The 25,551-nt window shown below is 73.0% G+C and carries 24 protein-coding genes; 9 read left to right on the top strand and 15 right to left on the bottom strand.

Features of this window, described 5'->3' with window-relative positions:
* Positions 1-118: 118 nt before the first annotated feature.
* Positions 119-1,339, top strand: a complete 1,221-nt coding sequence (nhaA, locus tag FHE66_RS15035) for a Na+/H+ antiporter NhaA (RefSeq protein ID WP_139073793.1) — start codon at positions 119-121, stop codon at positions 1,337-1,339.
* A gap of 7 nt (positions 1,340-1,346) precedes the next feature.
* On the opposite strand, the gene FHE66_RS15030 is transcribed toward nhaA, so the two are convergent.
* The gene (locus tag FHE66_RS15030) at positions 1,347-1,745 is read right to left on the bottom strand and encodes a hypothetical protein (protein ID WP_139073792.1); all 399 of its coding nucleotides are present in this window, start codon (positions 1,743-1,745) and stop codon (positions 1,347-1,349) included.
* Positions 1,746-1,819: 74 nt separating this feature from the next.
* Here FHE66_RS15030 and FHE66_RS15025 point away from each other — a divergent pair, with 74 nt between their 5' ends.
* The 4 genes from FHE66_RS15025 (at position 1,820) to FHE66_RS15010 (ending at position 5,388) form a co-directional block, all read left to right on the top strand.
* Positions 1,820-3,049, top strand: a complete 1,230-nt coding sequence (locus FHE66_RS15025) for an amidohydrolase (RefSeq protein ID WP_139073791.1) — start codon at positions 1,820-1,822, stop codon at positions 3,047-3,049.
* Between the two features lie 156 nt (positions 3,050-3,205).
* The gene (locus FHE66_RS15020; protein WP_139073790.1) at positions 3,206-4,231 is read left to right on the top strand and encodes a glutathione S-transferase family protein; all 1,026 of its coding nucleotides are present in this window, start codon (positions 3,206-3,208) and stop codon (positions 4,229-4,231) included.
* A 42-nt stretch (positions 4,232-4,273) separates the two neighbouring features.
* The gene (locus FHE66_RS15015; protein WP_139073789.1) at positions 4,274-4,651 is read left to right on the top strand and encodes a PadR family transcriptional regulator; all 378 of its coding nucleotides are present in this window, start codon (positions 4,274-4,276) and stop codon (positions 4,649-4,651) included.
* A complete protein-coding gene (locus FHE66_RS15010; RefSeq protein WP_139073788.1) occupies positions 4,648-5,388 on the top strand; it encodes a hypothetical protein in 741 nt (246 codons plus the stop codon). The genes FHE66_RS15015 and FHE66_RS15010 overlap by 4 nt, the downstream gene beginning before the upstream one ends.
* Here the strand turns inward: FHE66_RS15010 and FHE66_RS15005 are convergent.
* Both FHE66_RS15005 and FHE66_RS15665 read right to left on the bottom strand, forming a co-directional pair.
* Positions 5,349-6,152 carry a class I SAM-dependent methyltransferase gene (locus tag FHE66_RS15005; protein ID WP_139073787.1) on the bottom strand — a complete coding sequence of 268 codons (804 nt, stop codon included), beginning with the start codon at positions 6,150-6,152 and terminating at the stop codon, positions 5,349-5,351. The two genes, FHE66_RS15010 and FHE66_RS15005, sit on opposite strands and share 40 nt — an antisense overlap.
* Positions 6,153-6,257: 105 nt before the next feature.
* On the bottom strand, positions 6,258-8,015 hold the full coding sequence (locus FHE66_RS15665; protein WP_176554807.1) for a hypothetical protein: 1,758 nt from the start codon (positions 8,013-8,015) through the stop codon (positions 6,258-6,260).
* Positions 8,016-8,094: 79 nt separating this feature from the next.
* On the opposite strand from FHE66_RS15665, the gene FHE66_RS15000 reads away from it, so the two are divergent.
* Entirely contained in the window at positions 8,095-8,415 is a 321-nt protein-coding gene (locus FHE66_RS15000) for a thioredoxin family protein (RefSeq protein WP_139073786.1), read from the top strand.
* Between the two features lie 69 nt (positions 8,416-8,484).
* Complete coding sequence (locus FHE66_RS14995) at positions 8,485-8,850, top strand: GntR family transcriptional regulator (protein WP_139073785.1); 366 nt, start codon at positions 8,485-8,487, stop codon at positions 8,848-8,850.
* A gap of 205 nt (positions 8,851-9,055) precedes the next feature.
* Here the strand turns inward: FHE66_RS14995 and FHE66_RS14990 are convergent, their stop codons facing one another.
* A complete protein-coding gene (locus FHE66_RS14990) occupies positions 9,056-9,466 on the bottom strand; it encodes a MarR family winged helix-turn-helix transcriptional regulator (protein ID WP_255303778.1) in 411 nt (136 codons plus the stop codon).
* Between the two features lie 110 nt (positions 9,467-9,576).
* On the opposite strand from FHE66_RS14990, the gene FHE66_RS14985 reads away from it, so the two are divergent.
* The gene (locus FHE66_RS14985; RefSeq protein WP_139073784.1) at positions 9,577-11,403 is read left to right on the top strand and encodes an ABC transporter ATP-binding protein; all 1,827 of its coding nucleotides are present in this window, start codon (positions 9,577-9,579) and stop codon (positions 11,401-11,403) included.
* Between the two features lie 248 nt (positions 11,404-11,651).
* Here FHE66_RS14985 and FHE66_RS16060 read toward each other — a convergent pair whose 3' ends face one another.
* From FHE66_RS16060 to FHE66_RS14950, 7 genes are all read right to left on the bottom strand, one after another.
* On the bottom strand, positions 11,652-12,443 hold the full coding sequence (locus FHE66_RS16060) for a DUF2971 domain-containing protein (protein ID WP_369692773.1): 792 nt from the start codon (positions 12,441-12,443) through the stop codon (positions 11,652-11,654).
* A gap of 457 nt (positions 12,444-12,900) precedes the next feature.
* On the bottom strand, positions 12,901-13,896 hold the full coding sequence (locus FHE66_RS14975; protein WP_139073782.1) for a magnesium and cobalt transport protein CorA: 996 nt from the start codon (positions 13,894-13,896) through the stop codon (positions 12,901-12,903).
* Between the two features lie 177 nt (positions 13,897-14,073).
* The gene (locus tag FHE66_RS14970) at positions 14,074-14,841 is read right to left on the bottom strand and encodes an HAD-IIB family hydrolase (protein ID WP_139073781.1); all 768 of its coding nucleotides are present in this window, start codon (positions 14,839-14,841) and stop codon (positions 14,074-14,076) included.
* Positions 14,842-14,862: 21 nt separating this feature from the next.
* The gene (locus tag FHE66_RS14965) at positions 14,863-15,684 is read right to left on the bottom strand and encodes an aldo/keto reductase (RefSeq protein WP_139073780.1); all 822 of its coding nucleotides are present in this window, start codon (positions 15,682-15,684) and stop codon (positions 14,863-14,865) included.
* 89 nt (positions 15,685-15,773) lie between these two features.
* Entirely contained in the window at positions 15,774-16,742 is a 969-nt protein-coding gene (locus tag FHE66_RS14960; RefSeq protein WP_139073804.1) for an NAD(P)-dependent oxidoreductase, read from the bottom strand.
* A gap of 101 nt (positions 16,743-16,843) precedes the next feature.
* A complete protein-coding gene (locus FHE66_RS14955; protein WP_255303776.1) occupies positions 16,844-19,630 on the bottom strand; it encodes an alpha/beta fold hydrolase in 2,787 nt (928 codons plus the stop codon).
* Positions 19,627-20,661 (bottom strand): 3-oxoacyl-ACP synthase III, encoded by a 1,035-nt coding sequence (locus tag FHE66_RS14950; RefSeq protein WP_139073778.1) that lies wholly within the window; start codon positions 20,659-20,661, stop codon positions 19,627-19,629. The genes FHE66_RS14955 and FHE66_RS14950 overlap by 4 nt, the downstream gene beginning before the upstream one ends.
* A gap of 138 nt (positions 20,662-20,799) precedes the next feature.
* Here FHE66_RS14950 and deoD point away from each other — a divergent pair, with 138 nt between their 5' ends.
* Positions 20,800-21,516: a purine-nucleoside phosphorylase gene (gene deoD, locus FHE66_RS14945; RefSeq protein ID WP_139073777.1), complete on the top strand. Its 717-nt coding sequence runs from the start codon at positions 20,800-20,802 to the stop codon at positions 21,514-21,516.
* Positions 21,517-21,558: 42 nt separating this feature from the next.
* Here the strand turns inward: deoD and FHE66_RS14940 are convergent, their stop codons facing one another.
* From FHE66_RS14940 to FHE66_RS14925, 4 genes are all read right to left on the bottom strand, one after another.
* A complete protein-coding gene (locus FHE66_RS14940) occupies positions 21,559-22,044 on the bottom strand; it encodes an NUDIX domain-containing protein (RefSeq protein WP_139073776.1) in 486 nt (161 codons plus the stop codon).
* 72 nt (positions 22,045-22,116) lie between these two features.
* Entirely contained in the window at positions 22,117-23,178 is a 1,062-nt protein-coding gene (locus FHE66_RS14935; RefSeq protein ID WP_139073775.1) for a WxL protein peptidoglycan domain-containing protein, read from the bottom strand.
* A gap of 94 nt (positions 23,179-23,272) precedes the next feature.
* Positions 23,273-24,553, bottom strand: coding sequence for a hypothetical protein (locus tag FHE66_RS14930; RefSeq protein WP_139073774.1), 1,281 nt, complete (start codon positions 24,551-24,553; stop codon positions 23,273-23,275).
* 16 nt (positions 24,554-24,569) lie between these two features.
* Positions 24,570-25,551 (bottom strand): sugar phosphate isomerase/epimerase (locus FHE66_RS14925; protein ID WP_218013753.1); only part of this gene is annotated, 982 nt, incomplete at its 5' end.

The raw sequence follows: 25,551 nt of genomic DNA, 5'->3' as shown, positions 1-25,551 counted from the left end.
GGTGGCCGCCACCGCCGCTGCCCCACCCTGACCGGAAGGTCCTCGCCCGGCCGGTCCCTCCCCCTCCCCGTAGAGTGAAGCGCGGCAGCCGCCGACGCACGTGAGAAAGGCCTCGCCGATGCCCAGCACCAGCGCCGCAGGCCGCGGCCCCATCGCCTCGTACCGCGCGAGGCTGGGCAACGAGACGTTCGCGGGCATGATCCTGCTCGCCGGGGCGCTCATCGCCCTCGTCTGGGCCAACTCCCCGTGGCGCGACGCGTACGCCTCGCTCTCCGACATCACCATCGGCCCCGCCTCCCTGCACCTGGACCTCTCGCTCGCCTCGTGGGCGTCGGACGGCCTGCTCGCGATCTTCTTCTTCGTCGTCGGCCTCGAGCTCAAGGAGGAGTTCGTCTCCGGCTCGCTGCGCAACATCCGAACCGCCGCCGTGCCGGTCATCGCGGCCTTCTTCGGCGTCGCCGGACCGGTCGTCGTCTACCTCGTCATCCAGGCCGTCACCGGCTCTGGCGTCTGGCAGGGCTGGCCGGTGCCGGTCGCGACCGACATCGCCTTCGCCGTCGCGCTGCTCGGCATCTTCGGGCGCGGCTTCCCACCGGCGCTGCGCACCTTCCTGCTCACCCTCGCCGTCGTCGACGACCTCATCGGCATCGTCATCATCGCCGTCGTCTTCGCCGGCGGGCTGAACTACCTCATGCTCGCCGGGACCTTCCTCGCCGTCGCCGTCTTCGCCGTTCTCGTGCGCCGCGGCGTCACCGCCTGGTGGATCCTCCTGCCCCTCGGCATCGTCGCCTGGGCGCTCATGCACGCCGCCGGCGTCCACGCGACCATCGCGGGCGTCCTCCTCGGCATGGTCGTCCCGGCCACCGCGCGCGCCGGTCAGAGCGAGCCGCTCACCCACCGCTTCAGCAGCTCGGTCGGGTGGATCTCCACCGGCATCGTGCTGCCGGTCTTCGCGTTCTTCGCGGCGGGCGTCAACGTCGTCGACGCCGGCGGCCTGCTCGGCGTCCTCACCGACCCGGTCTCCGTCGGCATCGCCGTCGCGCTGCCGATCGGCAAGGTCATCGGCATCTGGGGCGGGACGGCGCTGCTCGTCACGCTCACCCCGCTGGTGCTCGGCAAGGGCCTCAACCTCAAGGACATGGTCGGCATGAGCCTGCTCGCGGGCGTCGGGTTCACCGTCTCCCTGCTCATCGCCCAGCTCGCCTTCGACCCGGGCTCCGTCGAGGGCAGCCACGCCCGCGTCGGCGTCCTGCTCGGCTCCTTCCTCGCCGCGATCCTCGGCGGCATCGCCCTGCGCATCCGCGCCCGCTACCGGCTGCAGGAGGCCGGGCGCGGGTGACGGCGGCTCAGTACATGAGCCGCCCGATCCAGCTCGCCACCCCGAGGACGAACGCGTAGGTCCCCACGGCGAGCGCCGCGACCGCCGGCCAGCGGGGCGACACCCGCTGGCCGAGCGCGACGATCCCGAGCACGATCGCCCCGACGGCCAGCACGAGGGTGAGGAGCAGGTCGACGGACTCGTAGACGTCGACGTTCGCCACGCTCGGCGCGGTGATCGCGTAGATGATGCGCCACGCGGTGAGCAGGCCCGCGACGGTCACGGCGATCCAGCCCAGGCGGTTGCGGTTGCGCGCCGACTCCGGCCGGCGTGCCGCTGGTGCCGCTCCCCCGGGCCGCGAGCTCTTGGCGTCGCCCTGTCCCGTGGGCGTCCCGCGGTCCGCCCTGCCCTGCTCCGGTGCAGACATGGTGTCCTCCTCACCGGGGCGCCGCTGCGCCCCTGCGCCCAGCCTGCCACTACGACAGGTGGTACGACTGGACCATGACATCCTCATTCCAGCCCATCCGCACCCGCACCAGCTCCGTCGCCGTCGTCGGCGGCCGCGTCGTCCCGGTGGACGGCGAGCCGATCGAGGGCGGGACCGTCCTCGTCGTCGACGGCGTCATCCGGGAGGTCGGCGCCGACGTCGCCGTCCCGGACGGCGTGCCGGTCATCGACGCGCGCGGCTCGTGGGTGCTGCCGGGATTCGTCGAGTCGCACGCGCACCTCGGCGTGCACGAGGAGGGCGAGGGCTGGGCGGGCCAGGACGTCAACGAGATGACCGACCCGGTCGGTGCCGGCCTGCGCGCCGTCGACGGGATCAACATCGAGGAGGAAGGCTTCCGCGACGCACTCCTCGGCGGGGTCACCGCCGCCGTCGTCAAGCCCGGGTCGGGCAACCCCATCGGCGGGCAGACCGTCGCGATGAAGACGTGGGGCGGGCGCACCGTGGACGAGCAGGTCTTCCGGGAGCGTGTCTCGGTCAAGGCCGCGCTCGGGGAGAACCCCAAGCGGGTCTACGGAGACAAGAAGGCGCTCCCCTCGACCCGGCTCGGGGTCGCGAAGGTCATCCGCGACGCGTTCGTCGACGCGGAGAACTACCGCGCCAGGCGGGAGCACGCGCTGGCGGAGGGCAAGCCGTTCGACCGCGACCTCACGCTGGAGACGCTCGCCGCCGTCCTGGACGGCGAGCTCATCTGGGACCAGCACACCCACCGCCACGACGACATCGCCACGGCGATCCGGCTCGCGGAGGAGTTCGGCTACCGGCTCGTCGTCAACCACGGCACCGACGGCGCGCGCATCGCCGACGTCCTGGCCGAGAAGAACGTCCCGGTGATCTTCGGTCCGATGTTCACCAGCCGCTCCAAGGTCGAGCTGCGCGACCGCGACATCGCCAACCTCGCCCGGCTCGCCGAGGCCGGGGTGCTCGTCGCGATCACCACCGACGCTCCCGTCGTGCCGATCAACTTCCTCGTCCACCAGGCCTCCCTCGCGGTCAAGGAGGGCCTGGACCGGGACGTCGCGCTGCGCGCGCTCACCGTCAACCCCGCGCAGATCCTCGGCCTGGACGACCGGGTCGGTGCGCTGCGCCCCGGCCTGGACGGCGACGTCGTCGTGTGGGACGGCGACCCGCTCGACGTGTTCTCCCGCGTGCAGCGCGTGCTCATCACCGGCACCGAGGTGTACTCCGCCGAGCACGGCGTCCACGAGCGCTCCGAGCGCTTCTGAGGCTGGCGAGCCCTCGCGCGCTGCGGCCGTGCGGGCGTGGCTCCGACTCTGCGCCCGCTCGTGCGACCGTGCGCCCGTTGTCAGGGGCGCACGGTCGCGGTGCGGGGCGCACGGTCGCGCGGTGCTCCGGGCGACGGGCGGGATACGGTCGGGGGTATGGAGCACTCGACGGCCGGCAGCTACGTGACCACGGGTCAGGAGTTCACCCGGGACACGAACTACATCACCACCCGGATCACCCGCGACGGCGCGGACGGCTACCCGGTGGAGCCGGGCCGCTACCGGCTCGTCGCGGCGCGGGCGTGCCCGTGGGCCAACCGGACGATCATCGTGCGCCGCCTGCTCGGCCTCGAGGACGCCATCTCCCTCGGGACGCCGGGCCCCACGCACGACGCCCGCTCGTGGACCTTCGACCTCGACCCCGACGGGCGTGACCCGGTGCTCGGCATCGAGCGCCTGCAGGACGCCTACTTCGCCCGCTTCCCCGACTACCCGCGCGGGATCACCGTGCCGGCGATCGTCGACGTCCCCACCGGCGAGGTCGTGACCAACGACTACGCCCAGATCACCCTCGACCTGTCCGGTGAGTGGGTCGAGCACCACCGCGAGGGTGCTCCCGACCTCTACCCCGAGCACCTGCGCGAGGAGATCGACGCGGTCAACCGGCGCGTGTTCACCGAGGTGAACAACGGGGTCTACCGCTGCGGGTTCGCCGGGTCGCAGCGCGCCTACGAGCGCGCCTACGACCGCCTGTGGACGGCGCTGGACTGGCTGGAGGAGCGGCTGACGGACCAGCGCTACCTCGTCGGGGACACGATCACCGAGGCCGACGTCCGCCTGTTCACCACGCTCGTGCGCTTCGACCCCGTCTACCACGGGCACTTCAAGTGCAACCGGAACACGCTCAGCGCGATGCCGGCGCTGTGGGGCTACGCCCGCGACCTGTTCCAGACGCCGGGCTTCGGTGACACCGTCGACTTCGAGCAGATCAAGCAGCACTACTACATCGTCCACACCGACCTCAACCCCACCCAGATCGTCCCGGTCGGGCCGGACCTGTCGGGCTGGACCACCCCGCACGGGCGCGAGGCGCTGGGAGGGCGCCCCTTCGGGGACGGCACCACGCCCGGGCCGGTGCGGGAGGACGAGCGCGTCGACCCGGAGCACACGCCGCTGCGCTGACCCTCAGTAGACAGCCTGACTAGTTAGTGCGACTATCTAGTCATGAGCGAGCCCGTACACCGCAGCGAGTGGCTGCGTGGCGTCCTCGAGCTGTGCGTGCTGCGCACCGTCTCCGCCGGGCCGACCTACGGCTACGCGATCAGCGCCGACCTCGCCGCGGCAGGGCTCGGCGACATCAAGGGCGGCACGCTCTACCCGCTGCTCACCCGGCTGGAGAAGAGCGGCCTGGTCACCACCGAGTGGCGGGCCGGCGAGGGCGGCCCCGGCCGCAAGTACTTCACGCTCACCGAAGCCGGGCGCGCCGAGCTCGAGCAGGGCACGGCGCAGTGGCACGCCTTCACCTCCCTCATCGGCGCGCACCTGTCCGCGCCGCCCGCCCCGCCGGCCCGCCCGGCCCACACGTCGAGGAGCACCCCGTGAACCCCAGCAGCGACGCCCGCCCCCAGGAGGCGTGGGACCGCCCGTTCGTCAAGGAGCACCAGGCATGGTGCGACGACCTCGTCGTCGAGCTGCGCCTCGAGGACGTCCCCGGGCCGGTCATCGGCGAACGGCTCGCCGAGGTCGAGGCGCACTGCGCGGAGACCGGCGAGACGCCCCAGGACGCCTTCGGCGAGCCTTCCGACTACGCCCGCCGGCTCCTCGAGGCGGACGCGCCGGACCCGTCCGGCGTCTGGCAGGTCACGCTCCTCTCGGTCGCCCAGATGCTCGCGCTGCTCGTCGGAACCTCCGCGGCGTCGTCGTGGGGCGGGGGCGAGGCGCTCACCTACAACGCCGTCCAGCTCGGGTCGATCGCGGCGTTCCTCGCCCTCCTGCTCACCCTCCCCCTCCTCCTGCGCCCGATCGTCCAGCGGCCGTGGAGCGTGGGCGTACCACTGCTCGCCCTCGGCACCCTCGCCGGGGCGGGCTCGGCCGCCGGCGGGCGGCTGGGGCTGGGCACGGTGCTCACGCTGCCCGCCCCCGTCGTCACCCTCGGGCTGTTCCTCGTCGTCGTCGCCCTCGCCGTCGCGCTGCTGCGCGCGCTCGACGAGGACCCGGTGACGACGCCGCTCGCGCCGGCCGCGGCCGCGCCCGCCCGCCCCCGCCGCGCGTGGGGGACGGTGCTGCCTGTGCCCGTCGGCTACGTCGTCCTGTCGGCGCTGTCCTGGGTGCTGCGCTGAGGGGTGCCGGGACGCGAGGGCCTGCGCCAGAGTGAGACGTGCGAGGCACTGTCCTCGGTGAACGGCGAGCGGTCCCAGTCGCCCCAGCGCCCCTCGAGCGAAAGGCCCGCGTGATGGGCCATGAGATCGAGCTCGCTCGGCCAGACGTAGCGGTGCGGTGAGTCGAACCGGCTCCCCGAACCGTCGCGGAACGTGTAGTGGTGCGACACGAGCAGCTGGTTCACGGTGTCGAGCTCGTCGATCCCGACGTGCTCGTCGGAGACGTGGAACGGCTTGAAGGTCTCGCCGGGCGGAAGTCCCCGAACCGGAGGCACCAGCACCTCCACGACGAACGCACCCCCGGGCGCGAGGTGCGCCGCCGCGTTCTCGACGCACCGGAGCTGGGCCTGCTGCGTGAGGAGGTTCGTGATCGCGTTGAAGACGACGTAGACGAGAGCGAAGCTCCCCTCGACCCTGGTCGTCGCCATGTCCCCGAGCACGACCGCGAGGTCGCTCCCGCCGGGCTTGCGGCGCAGCTCGTCGAGCATCGGCCGGGACAGCTCGATGCCGGCGACGTCGAGCCCGCGGGCGGCGAGGGGCAGGGCGACGCGACCGGTGCCGATCGCGAGCTCCAGCACGCGCCCACCCCGTGCCTGCTCGGCGAGGAAGTCGACCGTGGGGTCGAGCACTGCCGGGTCGAACATCCAGGCCGAGGACCGGTCGTAGTCACGTGCGACGGCCTCGGTCCAGACGTGCGTGTCCAGCTCTCCGGGGATCAGCGGCATGTCGGTCCTTCGTCGGATGACGCGCGAGCCTCGCGCACGCAGAACGTGCCACACGCGTGTGCTCGACCTCAACGGATTTCGGGTGCTGCCAGAGCGTCTGCGGACCTACTGGTAGCTGATGAAGTGCGGGACCGGGTCCACCTGGCTCATCGTCTGCTCGGGCGTGAGCATCGGGGAGTCCTCGTCGTAGAAGTTCTTCCAGCCCCACCACTCGATGTCCGGGGCGTGCTCGTGCAGGGTGCGCCAGGTGCTCTGCTTGGCGCCCTGCCCGCCCTGGCCGTCGGCGTGGACGAGCACGGCGAGCTCGGAGCGTGAGCGGTCGACCTCCGGGACGGTCTGGATCATCCGTACCTGGAACTGGTGGAGCACGAGGAGCTTCTGCGGCAGGTTCCGCTCGCGCGTGAAGTCGGCGAGCCAGTCGACGACCTCGTTGACCTCGGCCGCGCTCACCGAGCCGATGCGCACCATGTGCACCTCGTCGGGGCCGAGGTTCCACTCCGGGTCCAGCGCCAGCCCGACGTGCGGCAGGGCGAGCAGGTCGGCGTACTGCTGGGCCTGTTCGAGGAAGGACGCACGGCCGGGCTGGAGGTCGAGGACGACGTACTGGCCGGCCTCCCCGGCAGCCTCGACGAGCGGGCGCAGGTCCTCCGCCGGCCACTCGGTGGAGTAGTTGCCGTCGGTGCCCGGCCCGGCGGAGGCGACGGTCGCGATGATCTCCAAGGCCGGCACGACCGTGTCCTCGGTGAGGCCGTCGTAGGCAGCCGCGTGCTCCGCGGCGCGGGCCACGGTCTCGGGGGTCCCCTGCTCCCCCAGCACCCCGAGCGCCGGGGTCACCGGACTGCCGTAGAGGGCGACGTAGCGCTTGCCCGGGAACACGAGCTGGCCACCGCCGGGCAGCTCGACGCCGGTCGCCGCGGTCGCGGCGCGCCAGCCGAGCGTCTCGGCGTCGCCGAAGGCGTCACCGAGCCCGACGACGTGCTCGGCACCCGCTCCGCTCACGGCCGCCACCGTCTCGCTCGTCGCGCGGGGGTCGCCGCCCGGGACGACGGCGAGGTGCGCGCCCGCGGCGCGTGCCGTCGCGGCGGCGAGCAGCTCGGTCGAGTCCCCGGTCGTGAGGGCGAGGGTCGAGGGCAGCGCCTCGGGCAGCTCGAGGCGGGGCAGCTCGGCGGTCTGCGTCTCGGGCTCGGTCGCGGGCGCGGCAGTGGCGGGGGCGGTCGCGGGGTCGGACGGCGCCGTTTCGGCGACGGGCGCCTGCAGGGGGGTGAAGGACCCCCGCTCGACCCCGGCGAGAGCGGCGACCTCCCGGCCGGCCTCGGCGGGCAGCGGCTCGGTGGCCGTCGTCCCGAGGAGGTCGGCGAGGGCCGCGTCGTCCGCGGGCGCGGGCACGACGACCACGTCGCCGGTCGCGTCCTCGGCGTCGGGCGTGGCCTCGGGCGTGGTTTCGTCGCCGGGCCTCGCCTCGAGCGTCGCGTCGCCGACGGTGAGCACCCAGCCGGCGTCGAGCCGGTCGAGCTCGGTGGCGAGGGCGGCGCCGTCGTCGTCGAGGAGGACGGGCGCGCCGACCGCGAGCGCCACGCTGCTCGCGCGCAGCTGGGAGGCCGGATCGGCGTCGTCGGCGAGGACGACGACCGGGGCGCGGTCGAAGAACGTCTGGCTCGCGGCCAGGGCCAGCCCGCCGGTGGGCAGGACCGTCGCCGCCGCCTCGGAGGTGCGGACGGTGCCCTGCTCGGGACCCGGCTCGGGGGTCGGGGAGGGAGAGGCGGCGGGCGAGGCCTGCTCGGCGGGGACGTCCGCGGCGCACGCGGCGAGCGCGAGGCACAGCGCCCCGGTGAGGACGAGGGCGCGCGGACGTCGGCGGGTCACGAAGAGGCCTCCGGAGGGTAGGGGTGAGAGCCACCACCACACTACGTCGCCACCGCGCGGCGTGGGAGGATCGGGGGCGATGGCCGCCACCTCGATCCCGGCGGACGCGCTCGACGGCCCGCTCGGCGAGCGCGCCACGCTCCTCCAGCTCTCCTCGGGCTTCTGCGCACCCTGCCGCGCCGCGCGGGGCCTGCTCGCCCGCGTCGCGGGGACGACGCCGGGAGTGCGGCACGTCGACCTCGACGTCGCGCACCACCCGGTGCTGGCTGAGCGCCTGGAGATCACCGAGACCCCCACCGTGCTCCTGCTCTCCGCGGACGGTGACGTCCTCGCCCGCGTCGAGGGCGTGCCGCGGCTGGCGGCGGTGCGCGAGCTGCTCGACCGCTTCACCCCGTCCTGACCCGCCGCGTCCGCCGAAGGAGACGACGATGACCACCCCCCTGCCCCGCGCCGACCGCGAGGTGACGGCATGACCCTGCGCGTCGACCCGGACTCCCCCGAGCCGCCCTTCGCCCAGCTGCACGCGCAGGTGACGGCGCAGGTCGCCGACGGCAGCCTGCGGCCCGGTGACCGCCTGCCGCCGGTGCGCAGGCTCGCCGAGGAGCTCGGGATCGCCCCGAACACGGTGGCACGGGCCTACCGGGAGCTCGAGGCGGACGGCGTGCTCGTCGGGCGCGGCCGGGCCGGCACGTTCGTCGCCGCGCCGGCCGGGGGCGGGGAGGAGGCCCGCGCGGCCGCGGAGGCCGCGGCGGCGACCTACGCGCGCACGGTGCGTGACCTCGGCCTCGACGTCGACGCCGCCCTCGCTCTCGTCCGCCGCGCGATGCGCGGGTAGGCCTTCCAGGGTCGACGTCGACCGCACTAGGTGTGGACTTTCGGACCTCCTGGGTCCAGAAGTCCACACCGAAGGCGCGCGCGGCCTCGACGCCGCCCCTCCTCCGCCCCCACCGAGTGGAATCGCTCGGCAGGGGTGGGTGGCGCCGGGCGTGTTCCCGGTGTACGGCGCAGGTGCCGCCCAGGGCGCCGCAGGCCCGGCGGCGTCAGTCGAGGAGGCGATGCAGGAGGGTGGCGAGCTGCTCGCGCTCGGGGTCGGAGAGCCGTCCGAAGAACTCGGCGGCGGCCGTGTGCCGGGCGTGGTCGGTGACGGCGTAGGTCTCGCGGCCGGCGTCGGTGGCGACGACGAGCACCGCCCGCCGGTCGGCGGGGTCGGGACGCCGCTCGACGAGGCCGCGCTGCTCGAGGGAGTCGACGACCTCGGTCGCCGACCGCGGGGCGATGCGCAGCTTCGCGGCGATCTCGCTCAGCCGGGCCTCCCCCTGGACGCACACGGTGCGCAGCGCGCGCGCCTGGTGCGGGGAGACGTCCCACTCCTCCAGCGCCGTCCACCAGCGTCGCCGCAGGGCACGGCCCGCCTGCATGAGGGAGTCGCTGAGGTCACTGTCGCGGTCCACGGGACCTCACAGTAGCGGGCCACCCACATAGTGAGGTAACCTCCCTATCGCCTGGACCGCCGGCGGCGGGACCGCAGCGACGATCACCGGGCAGAAAGCGAGGACGGCCCATGTCCAGCCCCTCCTTCCGTTCCCACGGCCCCGCGCGGCTCGACCCCGCCGACCGCGCCCAGCTCGACACCCACCCCGTGAGCCTCGGCCGGATCGCCGCGCTCTTCAAGCCCCACCGGCGCCGGCTGCTGCTCGTCGTCGGCCTCATCGCGCTGAGCTCGGCGCTCGGCCTGGCCACCCCGTTCCTCACCCGCCACGTCATCGACGTCGCCCTGCCGGACCGGGACCTGCGGCTGCTCGTCACCCTCGTCGCCGGGATGCTCGCCGTCACGGTGCTGTCCGCGGCGCTCGGCGTCGTCCAGACGTGGATCTCCACCGCCGTCGGGCAGGACGTCATGCACCGCCTGCGCACCGACGTCTTCACCCACCTCCAGCGTCAGCCGATGTCCTTCTTCACCCGCACCCGCGGCGGGGAGGTCCAGTCACGCCTCACCCACGACATCGGCTCGATGCAGCAGGTCGTCACCGGCACCGCGACGGCGGTCACCGCGAACGTCACGACGGCGATCGGCACCATCATCGCCATGGTCGCCCTGAGCTGGCAGCTCTCGCTGTTCTCTCTCGTCGTGCTGCCGCCGGCGATCTGGCTCACCCGGCGGGTGGCGCGCATGCGGCGCGAGTTCACCGCCCGCCGCCAGCGCGCGCTCGCCGACCTGCAGGGCCAGGTCGAGGAGTCGCTGTCGGTCAGCGGGGCACTGCTCGCCAAGACCCTCGGCGCCGGCCCCGAGCTGCGCCGCCGCTTCGCCGAGTCCTCCGCCGAGCTCGTCGACCTCGAGATGCGCTCCGAGCTCGCCGGGCGCTGGCGGATGGCGACGACGAGCATCATCTTCTCCGCGATCCCCGCCCTCATCTACCTCGCCGCGGGCCTGCCCGGCTCCGGCGACGTGAGCATCGGGACGCTCGTCGCCTTCGTCTCCCTCCAGTCCGGGCTGTTCCGCCCGATCATGGGCGTGCTCAACACCGGCGTCCAGGTCACCGCGTCGCTCGCGCTGTTCAGCCGCATCTTCGAGTACCTCGACCTGCCGGTGGACATCGACGACCCGGCCGAGCCGGTCACCCTGCCCGCCGCGGCCGGTCCGGGCGCCGTCACCTTCGAGGCCGTCACCTTCCGCTACCCCGACGCCGACGCCGACGCCGTCAGCGGCCTGGACCTGCACGTGCCCGCCGGCACGCGGCTCGCGCTCGTCGGGGAGTCCGGCGCCGGGAAGACGACGATCGCCGGTCTCGTCGCCCGGCTCCACGACCCGACGGAGGGCCGCGTCCTGCTCGACGGCGTCGACCTGCGCGACCTCAGCCTCACCGACCTCGCCCGGCAGGTCGGCGTCGTCTCCCAGGAGACCTACCTGCTCCACACGACCGTGCGCGAGAACCTGCGCTACGCGCGGCCGGAGGCCAGCGACGCCGAGATCGAGGCCGCCGCCCGCGCCGCCCAGGTGCACGACGTCATCACCGCGCTGCCCGCCGGCTACGACACCGTCGTCGGCGCCCGTGGGCACCGCTTCTCCGGCGGGGAGAAGCAGCGCCTGGCCATCGCCCGCACGCTGCTGCGTGACCCGCGCGTCCTCGTCCTGGACGAGGCGACCAGCGCGCTGGACACCCGCACCGAGCACGCCGTCCAGGAGGCGCTCGACGTCCTCAGCCACGGCCGCACGACGATCACCATCGCCCACCGGCTCTCCACCGTCCGCGACGCCGACCTCATCGCCGTCGTCGACGGCGGCCGGCTCGTCGAGGTCGGCGACCACGAGACCCTGCTCGCGCAGGGCGGGCACTACGCCGCCCTCGTCGCCGCCGCCGAGCGCGGCCCGGCGCTCGTCGCCGGGTGACACCACGGCAGTCACGCCTCCGCATACAACCGAGGCTCTCCGGAAGGACAGCGTCCCCAGTTCACCGCTCGACCAACGATCACAATCGCCCACCGGCCTCCACCCCACGGCGACAGCGGTCTCAGCTCCCCCGTCAACGACGGCCACACTCCAAGTAGGCGACTTAAATTTCCAAGCAGCACCGCACTCTTATGCCAGGCACAAGCCTTTCGGAAGGTCAGGCGCCTACGTCGACCGGCACGGGGCCCTCAAATCCTGAAGAACCGATATGGAACACGTGAGCGATGGACTCTCACATCATATCCGTGAGCCTCCATAAGTCGGCTAGCAGCGCTCGCAATTAGCGCAGCCTCGGCCGCGTCCGCTGGTCCGCAAGTTAGACTCTTTAATGGAAGGGGGCCCGGAGGATCCTGGCCGGGATAACTGACGAGGTGACGCCCCTCACCAGGTGGGCAGACAAGCTCCACATATGGGATTACCCCTGAGCGTCCACTACGGAATCTCTCCGGAAGGTCGGGCCCCCTACGCAGTGCAATAAAGCGCACTTCTCGCTCAGCATTGAACGACGGGTGCTTGAACTGCGCAATTACAGTCCCCAGGAAGGTCTCTAAGTGTCCAGAATCGAGGGGCCGACCATCGCGATAACCCCCTCCACTGAGAGCGAAATCTAGGACCTTTCGAACCAGCCGCTCTTGCTCAGCCGGATCGTAAATAACCCGATACCAGCCAGGAACGACATGCATAAACAATCCGCCCGCATCACCCTGGCCGGAAGTGTCCAACGGGGCAAGATGCGCTGCAGTGTCGATCTCTATCGAAAATCCCCGATCCCCAGCATACCCTTGCCATTGATTCAAAGCATCTCCGTCTGCGCAGGCGCAGAAAAAGTAGAGACTGTCGATGAGGCGGTCGAGATTTGCAGAATTAAGTACTCTGTCGCCAACCACGGACTGCTCGTCCGAAAGAGTAGATCGATCCCACGAATTCCAGACTCGCCGCAAGACTTCGAGACCATAGGAGATTTCCGACAGGTCGTTCATGGCGAGTGGCGACGAAGCCCAGAACGCTCCACGGCCTACAATCCCGAGCAATCCAGCACCAGTCGTGTAGTGGTAGACGGTCCCGCTTATCACGGGCGAGGGTATCGGGACTTCGACCCACTCAGCATTACTCGTGAAGATCCGCAGACCACCGAACAAGACCGACCGCCCATCTCGCCAACTGTGTATGAACACTGCGTGCTCAAGAGACAGCACATCGCCTCTGATACTTGCGAGGGTACTGCCCGAGCGAGGCGAGCTTTGTGCGATTGACGAATCTGACACCGAGAACGGCCAGATGCGGCAAGCAACGGCCAGCGACGTCGGTAACAATGCGGCGGCCGGCTCGTCGAGACCGGCGATCACGAGACCCTGCTCGCGCAGGGCGGGCACTACGCCGCCCTCGTCGCCGCCGCCGAGCGCGGCCCGGCGCTGGTCGCCGGCTGACCCGCGCCGCTCACAGCCACTTGTTCCACTTGAAGATGACGTAGAGCACGCCGCCGCCCGCCACCATGATCACCAGCGACATGATGAACCCCCACCTCGACTCGATGATCACCGGCATGTAGCGGAAGTTCATGCCGTAGATGCTCGCGACCAGCGACGGCGCGAAGAAGATCGCCGCCCAGCTGGAGATCTTCTTCATCTGGTCGTTCTGCGCCAGGCTCGCGTCGTTCTGCGCCTTGCCCACGTGGGCGAGGTTGACGTTGAGCGCGTTGTCGAGGAGCGAGCGGAGCGTGTCGGCGCGGTCCAGGACGTGGATGGCGTGGTCGTCGACGTCGCGGAAGTACTCCCGCAGCCCCTGCGGCGCCCCGTAGTCGTCCGGGCGTCGCGCGAGCGTCTCGAAGATGCCGGGCAGCGGCCGGGTCGCCCGCTGGAGCTGCATGACCCTACGGCTGAGGGCGTAGATGCGCTCGGCCGACTCGCGGCCCGCGAACAGGTCGTCCTCGACGTCGTCGATGTCGTTGTCCAGCCCTTCGACGACGCCGGCGTGGTCGTCGACGACCTGGTCGGCCACGACGTACAGCACCGAGCTCGGCCCCAGGGCGAGCAGCTCGCGGTCGCCCTCGAGCCGCGCCCGCGTCACCTCGAGGTCCGGCGACTGCGCGCGCCTGATCGTGATCGCGAAGCGCGGTCCCAGCACGACGTGCACCTCCCCGACGACGAGCTCGCCCGTCGCGTCGTGGAGAGTGGTGGTCGTGAGCACGACGAAGACGACGCCGTCGTAGCGTTCGAGCTTGGGCCGCTGGTGGCCGGTGAGCATGTCCTCCAGGAGCAGCGCGTGGAGGTCGAAGGCCTCGCCCAGGGAGTGCACCTCGCGCTCGTCCGGGTCGTCGATGGCGATCCACGCCATCGCGTTCCCCTCACGGAGGTGCTCGTACGTCGCGGCGAGGCTGTCCGGGCTCGCGATCCGCTCACCGCCCACGTAGACGGAGTTGTTGACGACGGCCACGGCGTGCCTCCTGCCCGGTTCGCAGGGTGGGGTCACCGCTGCGGGGCGACACCGCTCCCTGCCCACGGCGTCACCGCAGCAGGGTCACGACTCCGACGCCGCACCTGGCCCCACGGTGCTCCCGCTCCTGCCCGCCCGCAACGCGGGCCGGGGCCGGCGTCTGGTCGGCTCCGGATCTCAGGCGGTCGCCGCCGTGATGTCGGCGACGACGCGGCGGACGACGGCGGGGGTCTCCTCCGCGCCGGAGACCGCGAGGCACGGGACGCCGAGGGCCTTGACCGGGTAGTCGTTGCCGCCCTCGTCCAGGCGGTCACCGACGAACAGCATGTCGGCGAGGTCGATGCCGGTGTGCTCGGCCAGGCGGGTCATCCCGTAGGCCTTGTCCACGCCCTTACGGGTGATGTCCACCGACGTCGAGCCACCGGAGCGGACCTCCAGGCCCGGCAGCAGGGGGGCGACGGCGGCGCGTAGCCGCTCCTTCTTCTCCCCCGTCGGGTCCCACGCGCGCTTGGCCTCGAGCGGGGCGCGCTGGCCGAGGGCGGAGAACGTGATCTGCGAGCCGCGGTCCTCCAGGACCGGGCCCCACGTCTCGTCCTCCCACAGGCCCAGGCGCCGGGCCTGCTCCTCGACGGCGGTCGTGGCGTCGGCGCGCTCCTGGGGCGTGAGGTCGTGGGCGTAGACCTGCTCGAGCGCGCCGCCCGTGAACCGGTAGTAGCGCGTGCCGCACGTGGGCATGAGGTGCAGGCGGGTGCGGGCGTCGTCGTCGATGTCGAGACGGTCGGTGACCTGGGTGGTGAACTGCTCGAGCTGCCCGCCGGAGATGATGCACACCGGGACGACGGCGAGCAGCTCGGCCAGTGCCTGCGCCATGTCCGGGGAGATCGGGGACTTCGAGGGGGTGAGGGTGTCGTCGAGGTCGAAGGCGACGAGGCGAGCTGCAGGCATCGGCCCAGGATACAAGCGGGCTCAGAACTCCTCGTGGACGTCCGGGTCCCCACCCTGCCGCCCCCGGTGCAGCGCGCTGATCTGCGCCATCTCCGACTCGCTCAGCTCGAACCCGAAGACGTCGAGGTTCGAGCGCTGGCGCACCGGGCTGGAGGACTTCGGGATGGGCAGGACACCGAGCTGGACGTGCCAGCGGAGCACCACCTGGGAGACCTCGACGTCGTGCCGCCCCGCGATCTGCTCGATGACCGGCTCGGTGAGGAGCTCGGCACCCCGGGCCAGCGGGCGCCACGACTGGGTGAGCACGGTGCGCTCGGCGTCGGCGGCGCGCAGGTCGCGCTGGGTGAAGTAGGGGTGCAGCTCGATCTGGTTGACCGCGGGGGCGACGTCGGTCTCGGCGATGATCCGGTCGAGATGGGCGGCGGAGAAGTTCGAGACGCCGATCGAGCGGACGACGCCCTCCTCGCGCAGCGTGATCATCGCGCGCCACGAGTCGACGTACTTGTCGACCCGCGGCAGCGGCCAGTGGATGAGGTAGAGGTCGACGTACTCGACGCCGAGCTTGCGGCGGGAGGTCTCGAAGGCGCGGAGGGTGGACTCGTAGCCCTGGTCCTGCCCGCGCAGCTTCGTCGTCACGACGATCTCCTCGCGCGGAACGCCGGACTCGGCGATGCCGCGCCCCACACCCTCCTCGTTCCCATAGCTCGCCGCGGTGTCGACGAGCCGGTAGCCGAGCTCGAGGGCGCTGCGCACCGCCGTGGGTGCGTCCTCCTTCATCGGGTACGTGCCGAGGCCGATGGCGGGGATGCGGCTGCCGTCGTTGAGCGTGAGAAGGGGAACCATGCGCCCCATTGTGCCGACAGCCGGCCGTCGCGCCCGACGAGACAGGCTGTGCGCCCCGCAGCAGCGGGCGCGCCGGCGGGTCGGCCGGGTCAGCCGCGGTAGTGCTCGGCGAGGCGGGCCAGGCCCTCGTCCAGGCTCACGGCGGGCTCCCAGCCGAGGACCTCGCGCGTGCGGCGCTGGTCGAACCAGTGGGCGGTGGACAGCTGCTCGGCGAGGAAACGTGTCATCGGCGGCTCGTCGTGGCCCGGGCGCACGGCCCACACCGCCTCGACGAGCCCGCCGGCCACCCGGGCCAGCGCTGCCGGCACCCGCCAGCCCGGCGGCGGCGCCCCCGCGGCGAGACAGATCCCGGCGATGAGGTCGCCCACCGGGCGCGGCTCCCCGTTCGTCACCACGAGCGCCTGGCCGTGCGCCTCGGGCGCCCGCTCCAGGGCGGCGACCAGCGCGTCCGCGGCGTTGTCGACGTAGACGGAGTCGACCATCGCCGCGCCGTGGTCGAGCAGGGGCAGCCGTCCCGCCCGCGCGCGCTCGACGATGCGGGCGACGAGCTGGGTGTCCCCCGGACCCCACACGAGGTGCGGGCGCACGGCGAGGACCGCAAGGTCGGCGTCGTCGGCGGCGAGCGCGAGCAGCTCGGCGGCGGCCTTGGTGCGCGCGTAGCTCCCGTGGGCCCGCTCCGGCTCGGCCGGACCTGCGCCGTCGCCGACGAGCGACCCGCCCGTGTGCGCGACCGACGGCGATGACACGTGGACGAAGCGTCGCACCCCGACCATCCGGGCCGCGGTGAGCAGCGTGCGCGTGCCCTCGACGTTGACCTGCTCGAACTCGCGCAGCGGCCCGCTCACCGACACCTTGGCGGCGAGGTGGACGACGGCGTCGCGCCCCTCGACGGCCCGGGCGACGGCGCGGGGGTCGGTGAGCGACCCCAGCGCGTCGTGCGCGCCGGGGACGCCGGCGGGGCGGCGCTGGAAGGTGCGCACGTCGTGCCCGGCGGCGACGAGCCGCTCGGCGGTGCGCCGGCCGAGCATGCCGCTCGCGCCGGTGACGAGCACCCGCAGCCGCGCCGGCTCCTCCCCGGCGACGGCGCGCAGCCCGGTCGGCTCCTCCGTCGCGGCCGCGTGCCGTCGGCCGCGGGACACACCGTGCCCCCGGGCACCGCTCACGGCCGGCCCATCCGGCCGCCGGCGAGGGCCTGCTCGGCCCAGCGCGCGATGCGGCCGCGTTCGATCTTCGCGTTGTGCCGCACGTCGGTCGGCAGCTCCGGCACGCGCAGCACGGCGGACACCGGGACGCCGACGTCGGCGCCGACCGCGCGCCGTACGGCCCGCGTGAGACCAGGCGTGGCGAGGGAGGGCGCCGAGCCCGAGCGCCGGTCCACCGCCGGGTCGGTCTCGAGGACGACGACGAGCTGCTGGGTACCGGCCGGTCCCACACCGACGGCCGCGGCCCTGCGCACGCCGGGCACGCGCTCGGCCGCGTGCTCCACGGCCACCGGGGTGATGACGCCGCCGGGCGCGGTGACGACGTGGGCCAGGCGGCCCTCGACCCACAGCCGCCCGCGCGCGTCGAGGTGCCCGACGTCGCCGGTGCGGTGGCGCCCGGCGTGGTCGGCACTGGCCCGCTGGGTCGCCCACAGCCGGTCGTAGGTGCGCTTGAGGTGTGGCGCGGCGACGAGCACCTCGCCGGTGACACCCGGCGCGGTGGTCGGCTCGCCGGTGGCGGCGCCGTCGTCGTCGAGCGGGACGATGCTCACCTCGGTGCCCGGGACGGGGCGACCGACGCACGTGCCACCGCCCGCGCCCGGGACGGTGCCGACGTCGGCGAGGGCGTCGCGGATCTCGGCGAGGCCGATGTCGGTGACCGGCAGCACCTCGGTCATCCCGTAGGGCGTGCGGGCATCCGCGTCCGGCATGACCTCCGCGACGCGGGCGAGCAGCTCTGGTGGGATCGGCGCGCCGGCGGACAGGAAGAGGCTGACCCCGGCGAGCGCCTCGCGCTGCTCGGCCGTGAGGTCCGCGGCCGTGGCCAGGACGTTGCGCAGGGCGCTCGGCGACGTGAAGACGGCCGCTGCTCCCCCGGCGCGGACGGCGTCGGCGAGCGCGGAGGCGGTGAGCGTCGCGGGCGCCGTCACGTCCATGTCCGGGACGACGGCGAGCGAGCCGAGCGCGGTCCCGAGCAGCGCGAACGGCGCGAACCCGGCGACGAACGGCGTCCCGGGGCCCAGCCCGTAGGTCGCGGCGAGGGTGTCGCGCATCCCGCACAGGCCGCGGTGGCTGTAGCGCACGCCCTTGGCCGGCCCGGTGGACCCGGAGGTGAAGAGGATGGCGGCGTCGTCGTCGAGGTCCGGCTCGGGCGGCAGGGCGATGCCCGCCCGCTCGAGGCCGGCGCCGCGGGCGAGGAGGCGGGGCAGGGTGTCGCTCACCCCCAGGGCGCGCGCGGCGGGAGCGGGCAGCTCGGTGGCGGCGATGCGCCGTCCGGGCCAGGCCATGATTCGCGCGCCGACGAGGCCACGCTCGATGCCGATGACGACGTCCGGTCCGGCGCCGCGGATCGCGCGGCTCATGCCGCGCAGGCCCAGGCCCTGGTCGGCGACGACCGCGACCGCGCCGAGCCGAAGGCACGCGAACAGCGCCGTGGTGAGGTCGACGCCCGGGGTGATGAGCAGGCTGACGCGCTGCCCGGGCCGCACGCCGGAGTCGTGCAGGGCGAGTGCGAGGTGGCGCACGCGGGTGGCGAGCTCGCGCCAGGTGACGGTCTCGGTGCTGCCCGGGTGCAGGGCGACGACGGCCGGGCTGTCGTCCTCCCGCCGGTCCTCGAGCACGGCCGTGAGCGACCGCGGTCGGTCGTCCTCCAGAACCCCGCTGGCGCGCCCACCTCGCCTGTCGCGCGAAAGCCCGCTGTCGCGCACAACTCGGCTGTCGGGCGAAAGTCCGCTGTCGCGCACAACTCGGCTGTCGGGCGAAAGTCGGCTGTCGCCGCGGGATGTGGTCGCCACCCCTTGCGCCGACAGCGGGGTTTCGCTCGAGAGCGGGGTTTCGCTCAAGAGCGGGGTTTCGCGGGGGAAGCGGGAGTCGAGCCAGGCGACGACGGTTCCGGCGACGTCGGCGTCCTCGGTGAGCAGGTGGCCTGCGCCCTCGAAGCGGTGGACGTCGGCGTGCGGCAGGCGCCGCAGGAGGTCCTCGAGGTAACGCCCCTGGAACACCGGGTCGCGCGGGCCCCAGAGGACGAGCGCGGGCACGGTGAGCCGGGCGACGCCGTCGGCCACCGCGTCGAGCGCGGGACGGCTCGGATGGTCCGGGCCGGCCGGGATGTCGGCGACGAAGTCCGCGACGGCCTGCCTGTCCTCGTCGTACGGCGCGAGGTAGGCGGCGCGGACCTCCGGCTCCAGCGGCGGGGAGGCCAGCGCGAGCGTGGCGCGCAGGAACGTCCTGGTCCCGCTCGTCGCCCAGCCGTGGACGGTCGGGTGGCCGGCGAGGCGCAGGAGCGCAGGGATGTGGGAGGAGTCGTCGTGGTGGACGGCCGTGTTCGTCACGACGACGCCGGCGAGCAGCTCGGGGTGCTCCACGGCCCAGCCGAGCGAGACGACCCCGCCCCAGTCGTGGCCGACGGTGACGACCGGCCCGGTGAGACCGAGGGTGTCGGTGAGCGCGCCGAGGTCGGCGATCCGGTCGCCCAGGCGCCGCAGCCGCCCGTCACGCTCGGAGTAGCCCATCCCGAGCTGGTCGACGGCGACGACGCGCCACCCCTGCGCGGCGGCGGCCGGCAGCAGCGCGCGCCACAGGTAGGACCACGTCGGGTTGCCGTGGACGGCGAGCAGCGTGCCCCGCCGCGGGCCGGTGAGGTCCGGCTCGTTGTCGAGCAGGTGCCAGGTGACCGGCGGGTCCTCCCCCGTGCCCGGCACTGTGACGTGACGCCGCCAGCGCGCCTCCAGGCCCGGCAGGCTCACCACTCGAGCTCGAGCATCGCCGTGTTGAGGCCCGACCCCACCCCCATGCACAGCACCCGGTCGCCCGGTGCGAGCGAGTCGGCCTGCGCCGCGAGCGTCATCGGCAGCGAGGCCGGTCCGACGTTGCCCCAGTAGGCGAAGGTGATCGGCACCCGGTCGGCGGGCAGGTCGATCGCCTCGATGATCGCGTTCGTGTAGGGCGTGGAGATCTGGTGGGTGACGTAGCGGTCCATGTCCGACCACCGGAAGCCCGCGCCGTTGTTCGCCTCGGTGAACGCGGCGGTGACGAGCGGCAGACCGCCGTCGAGCAGGCCCTTGGTGTCGGTGAACATGCCGTCCAGGCTGCCCACGCACAGCTCGTGGTGCTCGGTGCCCGCCCGCGAGACGCCGCCGACGACGCGGTGGCCCCCGGGGTGGAGGTCGGCCCGACCGATGACGGCGGCCGCGGCGCCGCTGCCGAGGGTGAGGGAGGCGAACTCGCGGCGGTAGTCCTCGCGCGTGACCTCCGGGCGCGACAGGCGTCGCAGCGTCGTCTCCTGGGTGCCGCGGGAGTCCTCGCTGTTGACGATGACGGCGTAGTCGATCTGGCCCGCGTCGACCATCGTCGCGGCGAGCATGATGCCGTTGACGAAGCCGAGGCACGCGTTGGTGATGTCGAAGTTCACCGCCGACGGCGGCAGCGACAGCCCGTGGTGCACGCGCACCGCGACGGACGGCTCGAGGTGGGTGCGGGTGACGGAGGTGTTGACGAGCAGCCCGACCCGGGCGGGGTCCACCCCGGCCTCGGCGAGCGCCTTGGCGCCGGCCTCGATCGCCGGGTCGTCGAACCGTGTCCCCGGCTCCCACCAGCGCCGTTCCACCACCCCGGACACCCGCTCGAGCAGGTTGTCGGGCAGGCGCAGCCGCCGGCGCGTCGGCGCCAGCTCGTCCTCGAATCGCGCCGAGGACACCCGCACGGGCGCCTCGATGTGCGTGACGGCGAGAAGGGCCGCGTTGGAGTAGCGGAAAGTCGCGTTACCAGCGGGAGTCACCAGACGACTTTAACGGCGGTCCAGGACAGGCCGCACACGGACGGGCGTGTGTGCGCCCGGCCACACATCGGGTCCCGGCTCGCCGGTGTGCCCGCGTGGCAGCATGAACCCACCCCGTACCCCGTCCCAGGAGATCCCATGCCTACCCCCCACATCGCCGCAGCCCCCGGCGACTTCGCCCCCGCGGTCCTCATGCCGGGCGACCCCCGGCGGGCCCAGCGCATCGCCGAGATGCTCATGCCCGACGCCCGCCTCGTCAACGACGTGCGCGGCATGCTCGGCTTCACCGGCACGGTGGACGGGCGCCCGCTGAGCGTCATGGGCTCGGGGATGGGCCAGCCCTCGGCGACGATCTACGCCACCGAGCTCTTCCGCGAGTACGACGTCCAGCGCATCATCCGCGTCGGCACCGCGGGCGGCATCTCCCCCAAGGTCCGGGTCGGCGACGTCCTCGTCGGTCTCGGCGCCCACACCGACTCGGCGATGAACCAGCACCGCATCCCGGGGATCAACTACTCCGCCGTCGCCTCCTTCGAGCTCGCCGAGGCGGCCGTGCGCGCCGCCCGCGAGAAGGGCATCGAGAACTACCACGTCGGCACGATCGTCTCCCGCGACCACTTCTACCTCAAGGTCCCCGGGCAGACCGAGGCGCTGGGCGCCTACGGCGTGCTCGGCGTGGAGATGGAGGCCGCCGCGCTGTACGGGGTGGCGGCCGAGCTCGGGCGCCAGGCGCTGACCGTGCTCACCGTCTCCGACCACCTCCTCGACAGCTCCCAGGACATGAGCGCCGAGGAGCGCGAGACGACGTTCCAGGGCGCGCTGTCCCTCGCCGTCGCCGCGGCCCTGTCCGACTGAGCGTGACGCCGGCCGGGCACGTGAGGTGCCCGGCCGGCGACCTCACCGCTCGAGGCGCGGGCCCGCTGCCGGGTCCGCGCGGTAGGCCAGCGTGTCGGCGAGCCGCTGCCGGGACGACGGCGTGAGGTCGGCGGGCAGCGCGTCGAGCTCGAACCAGCCGACGGCCGTGGCCTCGTCGTCGGCGACGTGCGCCTCGCCGTCGAGGTGACGGCACCAGAACGTGAGGTCGAGGTACTGGGCGACGTCGCCGTTGGGGTAGGTCACCGGCTCGCCCGCCCGGACCGCCGTGAGGGCGAGCACCTCGGCGCGCACGCCGGTCTCCTCGGTGACCTCGCGGAGCAGGCCGAGGGCGGGCTGCTCCCCCGGCTCGAGGATCCCCGAGACGAGGGCCCACCGCCCGGTGTCGGAGCGACGCACGAGCAGGACCCGGTCACGCGCGTCGAGGACGACGCCGGTGACGCCGGGCAGCCACAGCAGGTCGTGGCCCACATGCTCGCGCAGGGCGGTGATGAACGGCGGGACGGGCACGCCGCCGACCCTAGCCCGCCCACCGGGCGCGCACGATCCAGCGCTCGGCGGTAACGGAGGAGAGGGACCGGGTCAGCGGGGGGCGGTGGCTGTGGGCTCGGGGAGGCCTGCACCGGCGACGGCCTCGGCGACGGCGGCGGCCACGCGGCGGTCCTCGGCCCGGCGGCGCGCGCGGGCCCGCAGGCGGGAGAGGACGACGAGCCCGGCGAGCGCGGCGAGGCCGAGCGTCACGGACCACGGCGGGGTCCACACGGCGAACTCGGCGCGGGCGAGCGGCATGAGGCGTTCGACGCCGACCGGTGCCCCCTCGGCCATGACCGCGCCGGTCGTACGCACGAGCGGCCACACTCCCTCGAGCTCGACGGTGCGCTGGAAGCTGGTCCCCGGCAGCATCTCCTCGAGGTCGACGACGACGGAGCTGCGTCCCCCGAGGCCGAGCAGCCCGGAGAAGCTCACCGTGTGCCGGCCGCTGAGCCGCACGTTGCCGGTGTTCTCCAGTGTGAAGGTCACGGTGGCGACCCCGGCCTCCCAGGGCAGCCAGGAGCCGGAGTGCTCGACCTCGACGTCGCTGATCCCCAGGGACGGTTCGAGCTCGCCCTCGACGCGCAGGTGGAGGCGCGCGCCCAGGCGCCGGTCCACCTTGAGCCCGTCACCGGCGTCGGCCGGGCCGAGGGAGGTGACGATGCCGCCGGCGTAGTCCCCGGGGGTGACGTTGGGCGGCACGGTGAGGCGGAAGTCGATCTCCACGGCCTCCCCGGCGCCGATGGTCACCTCGTCGGCGGCGAGGGTGACCCACGCGCCGACGTGCTCGGAGGGGGTGCCGGCGGGCAGCAGGTCGAGCTGGGCGCTCTCGTTGAGGAACCCGTCGGCGGCGTACACCGCGACGGTGAGCTCCCGCTCGGAGTAGTTGGTGACGACGATGGCGTCGTCCAGGGTCTGGCCGGGGGCGAGCTCGTACTGGTAGTTCGCCCGCGCCTCGCCGTGCGCGTTGTCGGCGGTCTTCACCCCCCACGTCACCTCCTCCGGCTCGGTGGTGGCGGAGGCGGGTCCGGGCCACCCGAGCAGGACGACGGCGACGACGGCGAGCGCCGCGAGCAGCGTGGCGAGGAGGCGGCGGCTCTCGGTGGTGACCATGGGGACTGTCCTTCCGGGGTGCAACGGGTGGTGCGAGGTGGATGGTGCCGCCCCGCCCGAGGGTGGGTCCCGGGCGGGGCGGCACCGGTCTGGGTCAGCTGAGCGCGGTGAGCGTCAGCGTCGCGTTGTACGTGCCCGACTCGACGGACACCGGGAGCTTGAGCTCGAGGTCGGCGCCCAGGAGGGCCGACCCGCGCTCGTGACCGGCGTCCGCGCTGCCGAGCGTGCGGGAGACGGACAGGCCCTCTCCCTCGTCGAAGCCCGAGGCCACCGGGGAGCCGGCGACGGCGCCGCCGTCGTTCTCCAGCACCTGCGGCGTCCAGCCGAGGTACTTGCCCGACACGGTCTCGTCACCGGCGCGGAAGTCGGAGACCTGACCCGAGATCGACCACTGCGGGGCGTCGATGCGGGTGTCGGTCACGCGGACCGGGTTGAGCGTGCCGTCGGCCACGAAGTGGTCACCGTTCTCCACCGCGACACCGAGGTCGACGAGGTTGCTCGTCGAGTCGATCGTCCAGACGAACTCACCGGCGTCGGGCTCGGGCACGACGACGACGACGGACTGGTCGCCGTCGGCGGGACCGGCCGCCGGAGCGGAACCGGTGTACTCGCCGTCGACGGCGCCCGCGGTGTTGCCGGAACCGAAGTTCGCGGCCGGCTCGTTGCCGTCGAGGACGACGGCGCCGAGCACGGTCGTGCCCGCGACCTGGAGGTTGGCGGTGTTGCCGGAGAGCGTGAGGTCGCCGCCCACCGTGTTGCCCCACTGGTCCGCGCCGCCGTCGGCGGTGGCGCCGATGAGGACGTCGCGGGAGCTGCCGCTGACGACGACGCTTCCGGTGACGACCGTGCCGGCGAGGGACACTCCCCAGCCGCTGCCGTCGATGGACAGGTCGCCCTCGATGCTCGTGCGCAGGACGTCGACGTAGTTGGCGGCGAGCGTGGACACGGAGCCCTCGACCGAGCTGTCGTTGATCTCGACGTCGATGCCACCGGCCTCGACGTTCCCGCCGACCGCGAGGTCGTTGAGGTAGAGGAAACCGCCGCGCAGCCCCTCGGAGTAGGACACGACGTCGCCGCTGACGGACGTGCCGTCGAGGGAGATGCCGTAGGTGTCGATACCGATGACGTCGCCGTCGACGGTGACCGAGGTGGCGTCGAGCCAGCCGTCGGCGCCGACGGTGATGCTGCCGTTGACGGTGGCCCCACCGAGGACGCAGGTGGCGCCGTCGGGGACGACGAGGTCCCCGGAGATGGTGGCGTCGCCGAGGTCGTCGGTGCAGTCGGTCATGGCCGCGCTCGCCGACGGGGCGGCGATCGCGACGAGAGCCGCAGCCGCGATCGCGGCGGTCGGCGTCTTCCAGTGCTTGAGGATCATGTCAGGTCTCTCCTTCTCAGCCGCGGAGGGCGGCGATGGCTTCGTAGCTGCGGGCGGCGTTGCCCAGCGAGTCGCGCTCGTACCCGGGCGCCGGGTTGGTGGAGGCGTCGTCCTGCTCCCAGAGGCCGAAGCGCTGGCCGCGGTCGCGGGTGGCGGACAGGAACTCCTGGAAGTTGATGTCGCCGACCCCGAACTCGACGTAGTTGTACCCGTTGCCGACGTCCGGGTTGACCTTTCCGTCCTTGAGGTGGAGGAGCGGGAATCGGCGCGGGTTGGCGTTGATGTAGTCGATGGGGCGGAACCCGGGGAACTGGTGCGCACCGACGTGGGCCCAGTAGACGTCCATCTGGAGGTAGACCCAGTCGGGGTTGGTGTTCTCCATGAAGAAGTCGTAGCGGCGGGTGTTCGGCGCGTCGCTGAGGAAACCGAACTCGCCCGCGTGGTTGTGCGCGTACAGCTTGATGCCGCGGGCCTTGGCCTTCTCGCCCATGAGGTTCCAGTTGTCGGCGGCCTGTCCCCACCCGGCGACGGTGTTGTTGTTCGTGACGGCGCCACCCTGGCCGAGGTGCGGCATGCCGAGGGTCTCGGCGATGTCGAGCTGCTCGTCGATGTTCGAGGGGTTGAGGTTGACGTGGGCACCCACGGCCCGCAGGCCGTTGTCGTCGAGGAGCTGACGGATCTCCGCGGGGGTGATCTCGCCGGCGCCGCCCTGCGTGTAGCCGGCGAACTCGATCTCCGAGTAGCCGATCGCGGCGAGCTCCTCGAAGAGCGTACGGAAGCCGATGCTGTTGGCGCCGCTCAGCTTGTCGCGGACGCTGTACAGGATGATGCCGAGCTTGTTCAGCGGGACGAGGCGGTTGCGGCCGCCGGAGGGTGCGGCCCCGGGGATGGAGCCGACAGCCGCACCGGCGGTGGTGCCGACCGCGGCGCCGAGACCGACGGCCACGGAGGAGGCCGCCAGCGCCTTGAGCATGCTGCGGCGGCTCATCGGCCGGTTG

The sequence above is a fragment of the Georgenia sp. 311 genome (assembly GCF_006151955.1).
Classification (GTDB): domain Bacteria; phylum Actinomycetota; class Actinomycetes; order Actinomycetales; family Actinomycetaceae; genus Oceanitalea; species Oceanitalea wutianyii.
The sequence above is the reverse complement of the archived record's forward strand: the minus strand, read 5'-3'. Positions and strand labels throughout refer to the sequence as shown.

What these genes read in the sequence shown, in the direction of transcription:
- FHE66_RS14985 (WP_139073784.1), top strand. Translation starts at nt 9,577, where the DNA reads ATGTCCAGCCCCTCCTTCCGTTCCCACGGCCCCGCGCGGCTCGACCCC.
- FHE66_RS16060 (WP_369692773.1), bottom strand. Translation starts at nt 12,443, where the DNA reads ATGAACGACCTGTCGGAAATCTCCTATGGTCTCGAAGTCTTGCGGCGA.
- FHE66_RS15015 (WP_139073789.1), top strand. Translation starts at nt 4,274, where the DNA reads ATGAGCGAGCCCGTACACCGCAGCGAGTGGCTGCGTGGCGTCCTCGAG.
- FHE66_RS14935 (WP_139073775.1), bottom strand. Translation starts at nt 23,178, where the DNA reads ATGGTCACCACCGAGAGCCGCCGCCTCCTCGCCACGCTGCTCGCGGCG.
- FHE66_RS14965 (WP_139073780.1), bottom strand. Translation starts at nt 15,684, where the DNA reads ATGGTTCCCCTTCTCACGCTCAACGACGGCAGCCGCATCCCCGCCATC.
- deoD (WP_139073777.1), top strand. Translation starts at nt 20,800, where the DNA reads ATGCCTACCCCCCACATCGCCGCAGCCCCCGGCGACTTCGCCCCCGCG.
- nhaA (WP_139073793.1), top strand. Translation starts at nt 119, where the DNA reads ATGCCCAGCACCAGCGCCGCAGGCCGCGGCCCCATCGCCTCGTACCGC.
- FHE66_RS15030 (WP_139073792.1), bottom strand. Translation starts at nt 1,745, where the DNA reads ATGTCTGCACCGGAGCAGGGCAGGGCGGACCGCGGGACGCCCACGGGA.
- FHE66_RS14930 (WP_139073774.1), bottom strand. Translation starts at nt 24,553, where the DNA reads ATGATCCTCAAGCACTGGAAGACGCCGACCGCCGCGATCGCGGCTGCG.
- FHE66_RS15005 (WP_139073787.1), bottom strand. Translation starts at nt 6,152, where the DNA reads ATGCCGCTGATCCCCGGAGAGCTGGACACGCACGTCTGGACCGAGGCC.
- FHE66_RS15000 (WP_139073786.1), top strand. Translation starts at nt 8,095, where the DNA reads ATGGCCGCCACCTCGATCCCGGCGGACGCGCTCGACGGCCCGCTCGGC.
- FHE66_RS14995 (WP_139073785.1), top strand. Translation starts at nt 8,485, where the DNA reads ATGACCCTGCGCGTCGACCCGGACTCCCCCGAGCCGCCCTTCGCCCAG.
- FHE66_RS15025 (WP_139073791.1), top strand. Translation starts at nt 1,820, where the DNA reads ATGACATCCTCATTCCAGCCCATCCGCACCCGCACCAGCTCCGTCGCC.
- FHE66_RS15020 (WP_139073790.1), top strand. Translation starts at nt 3,206, where the DNA reads ATGGAGCACTCGACGGCCGGCAGCTACGTGACCACGGGTCAGGAGTTC.
- FHE66_RS14970 (WP_139073781.1), bottom strand. Translation starts at nt 14,841, where the DNA reads ATGCCTGCAGCTCGCCTCGTCGCCTTCGACCTCGACGACACCCTCACC.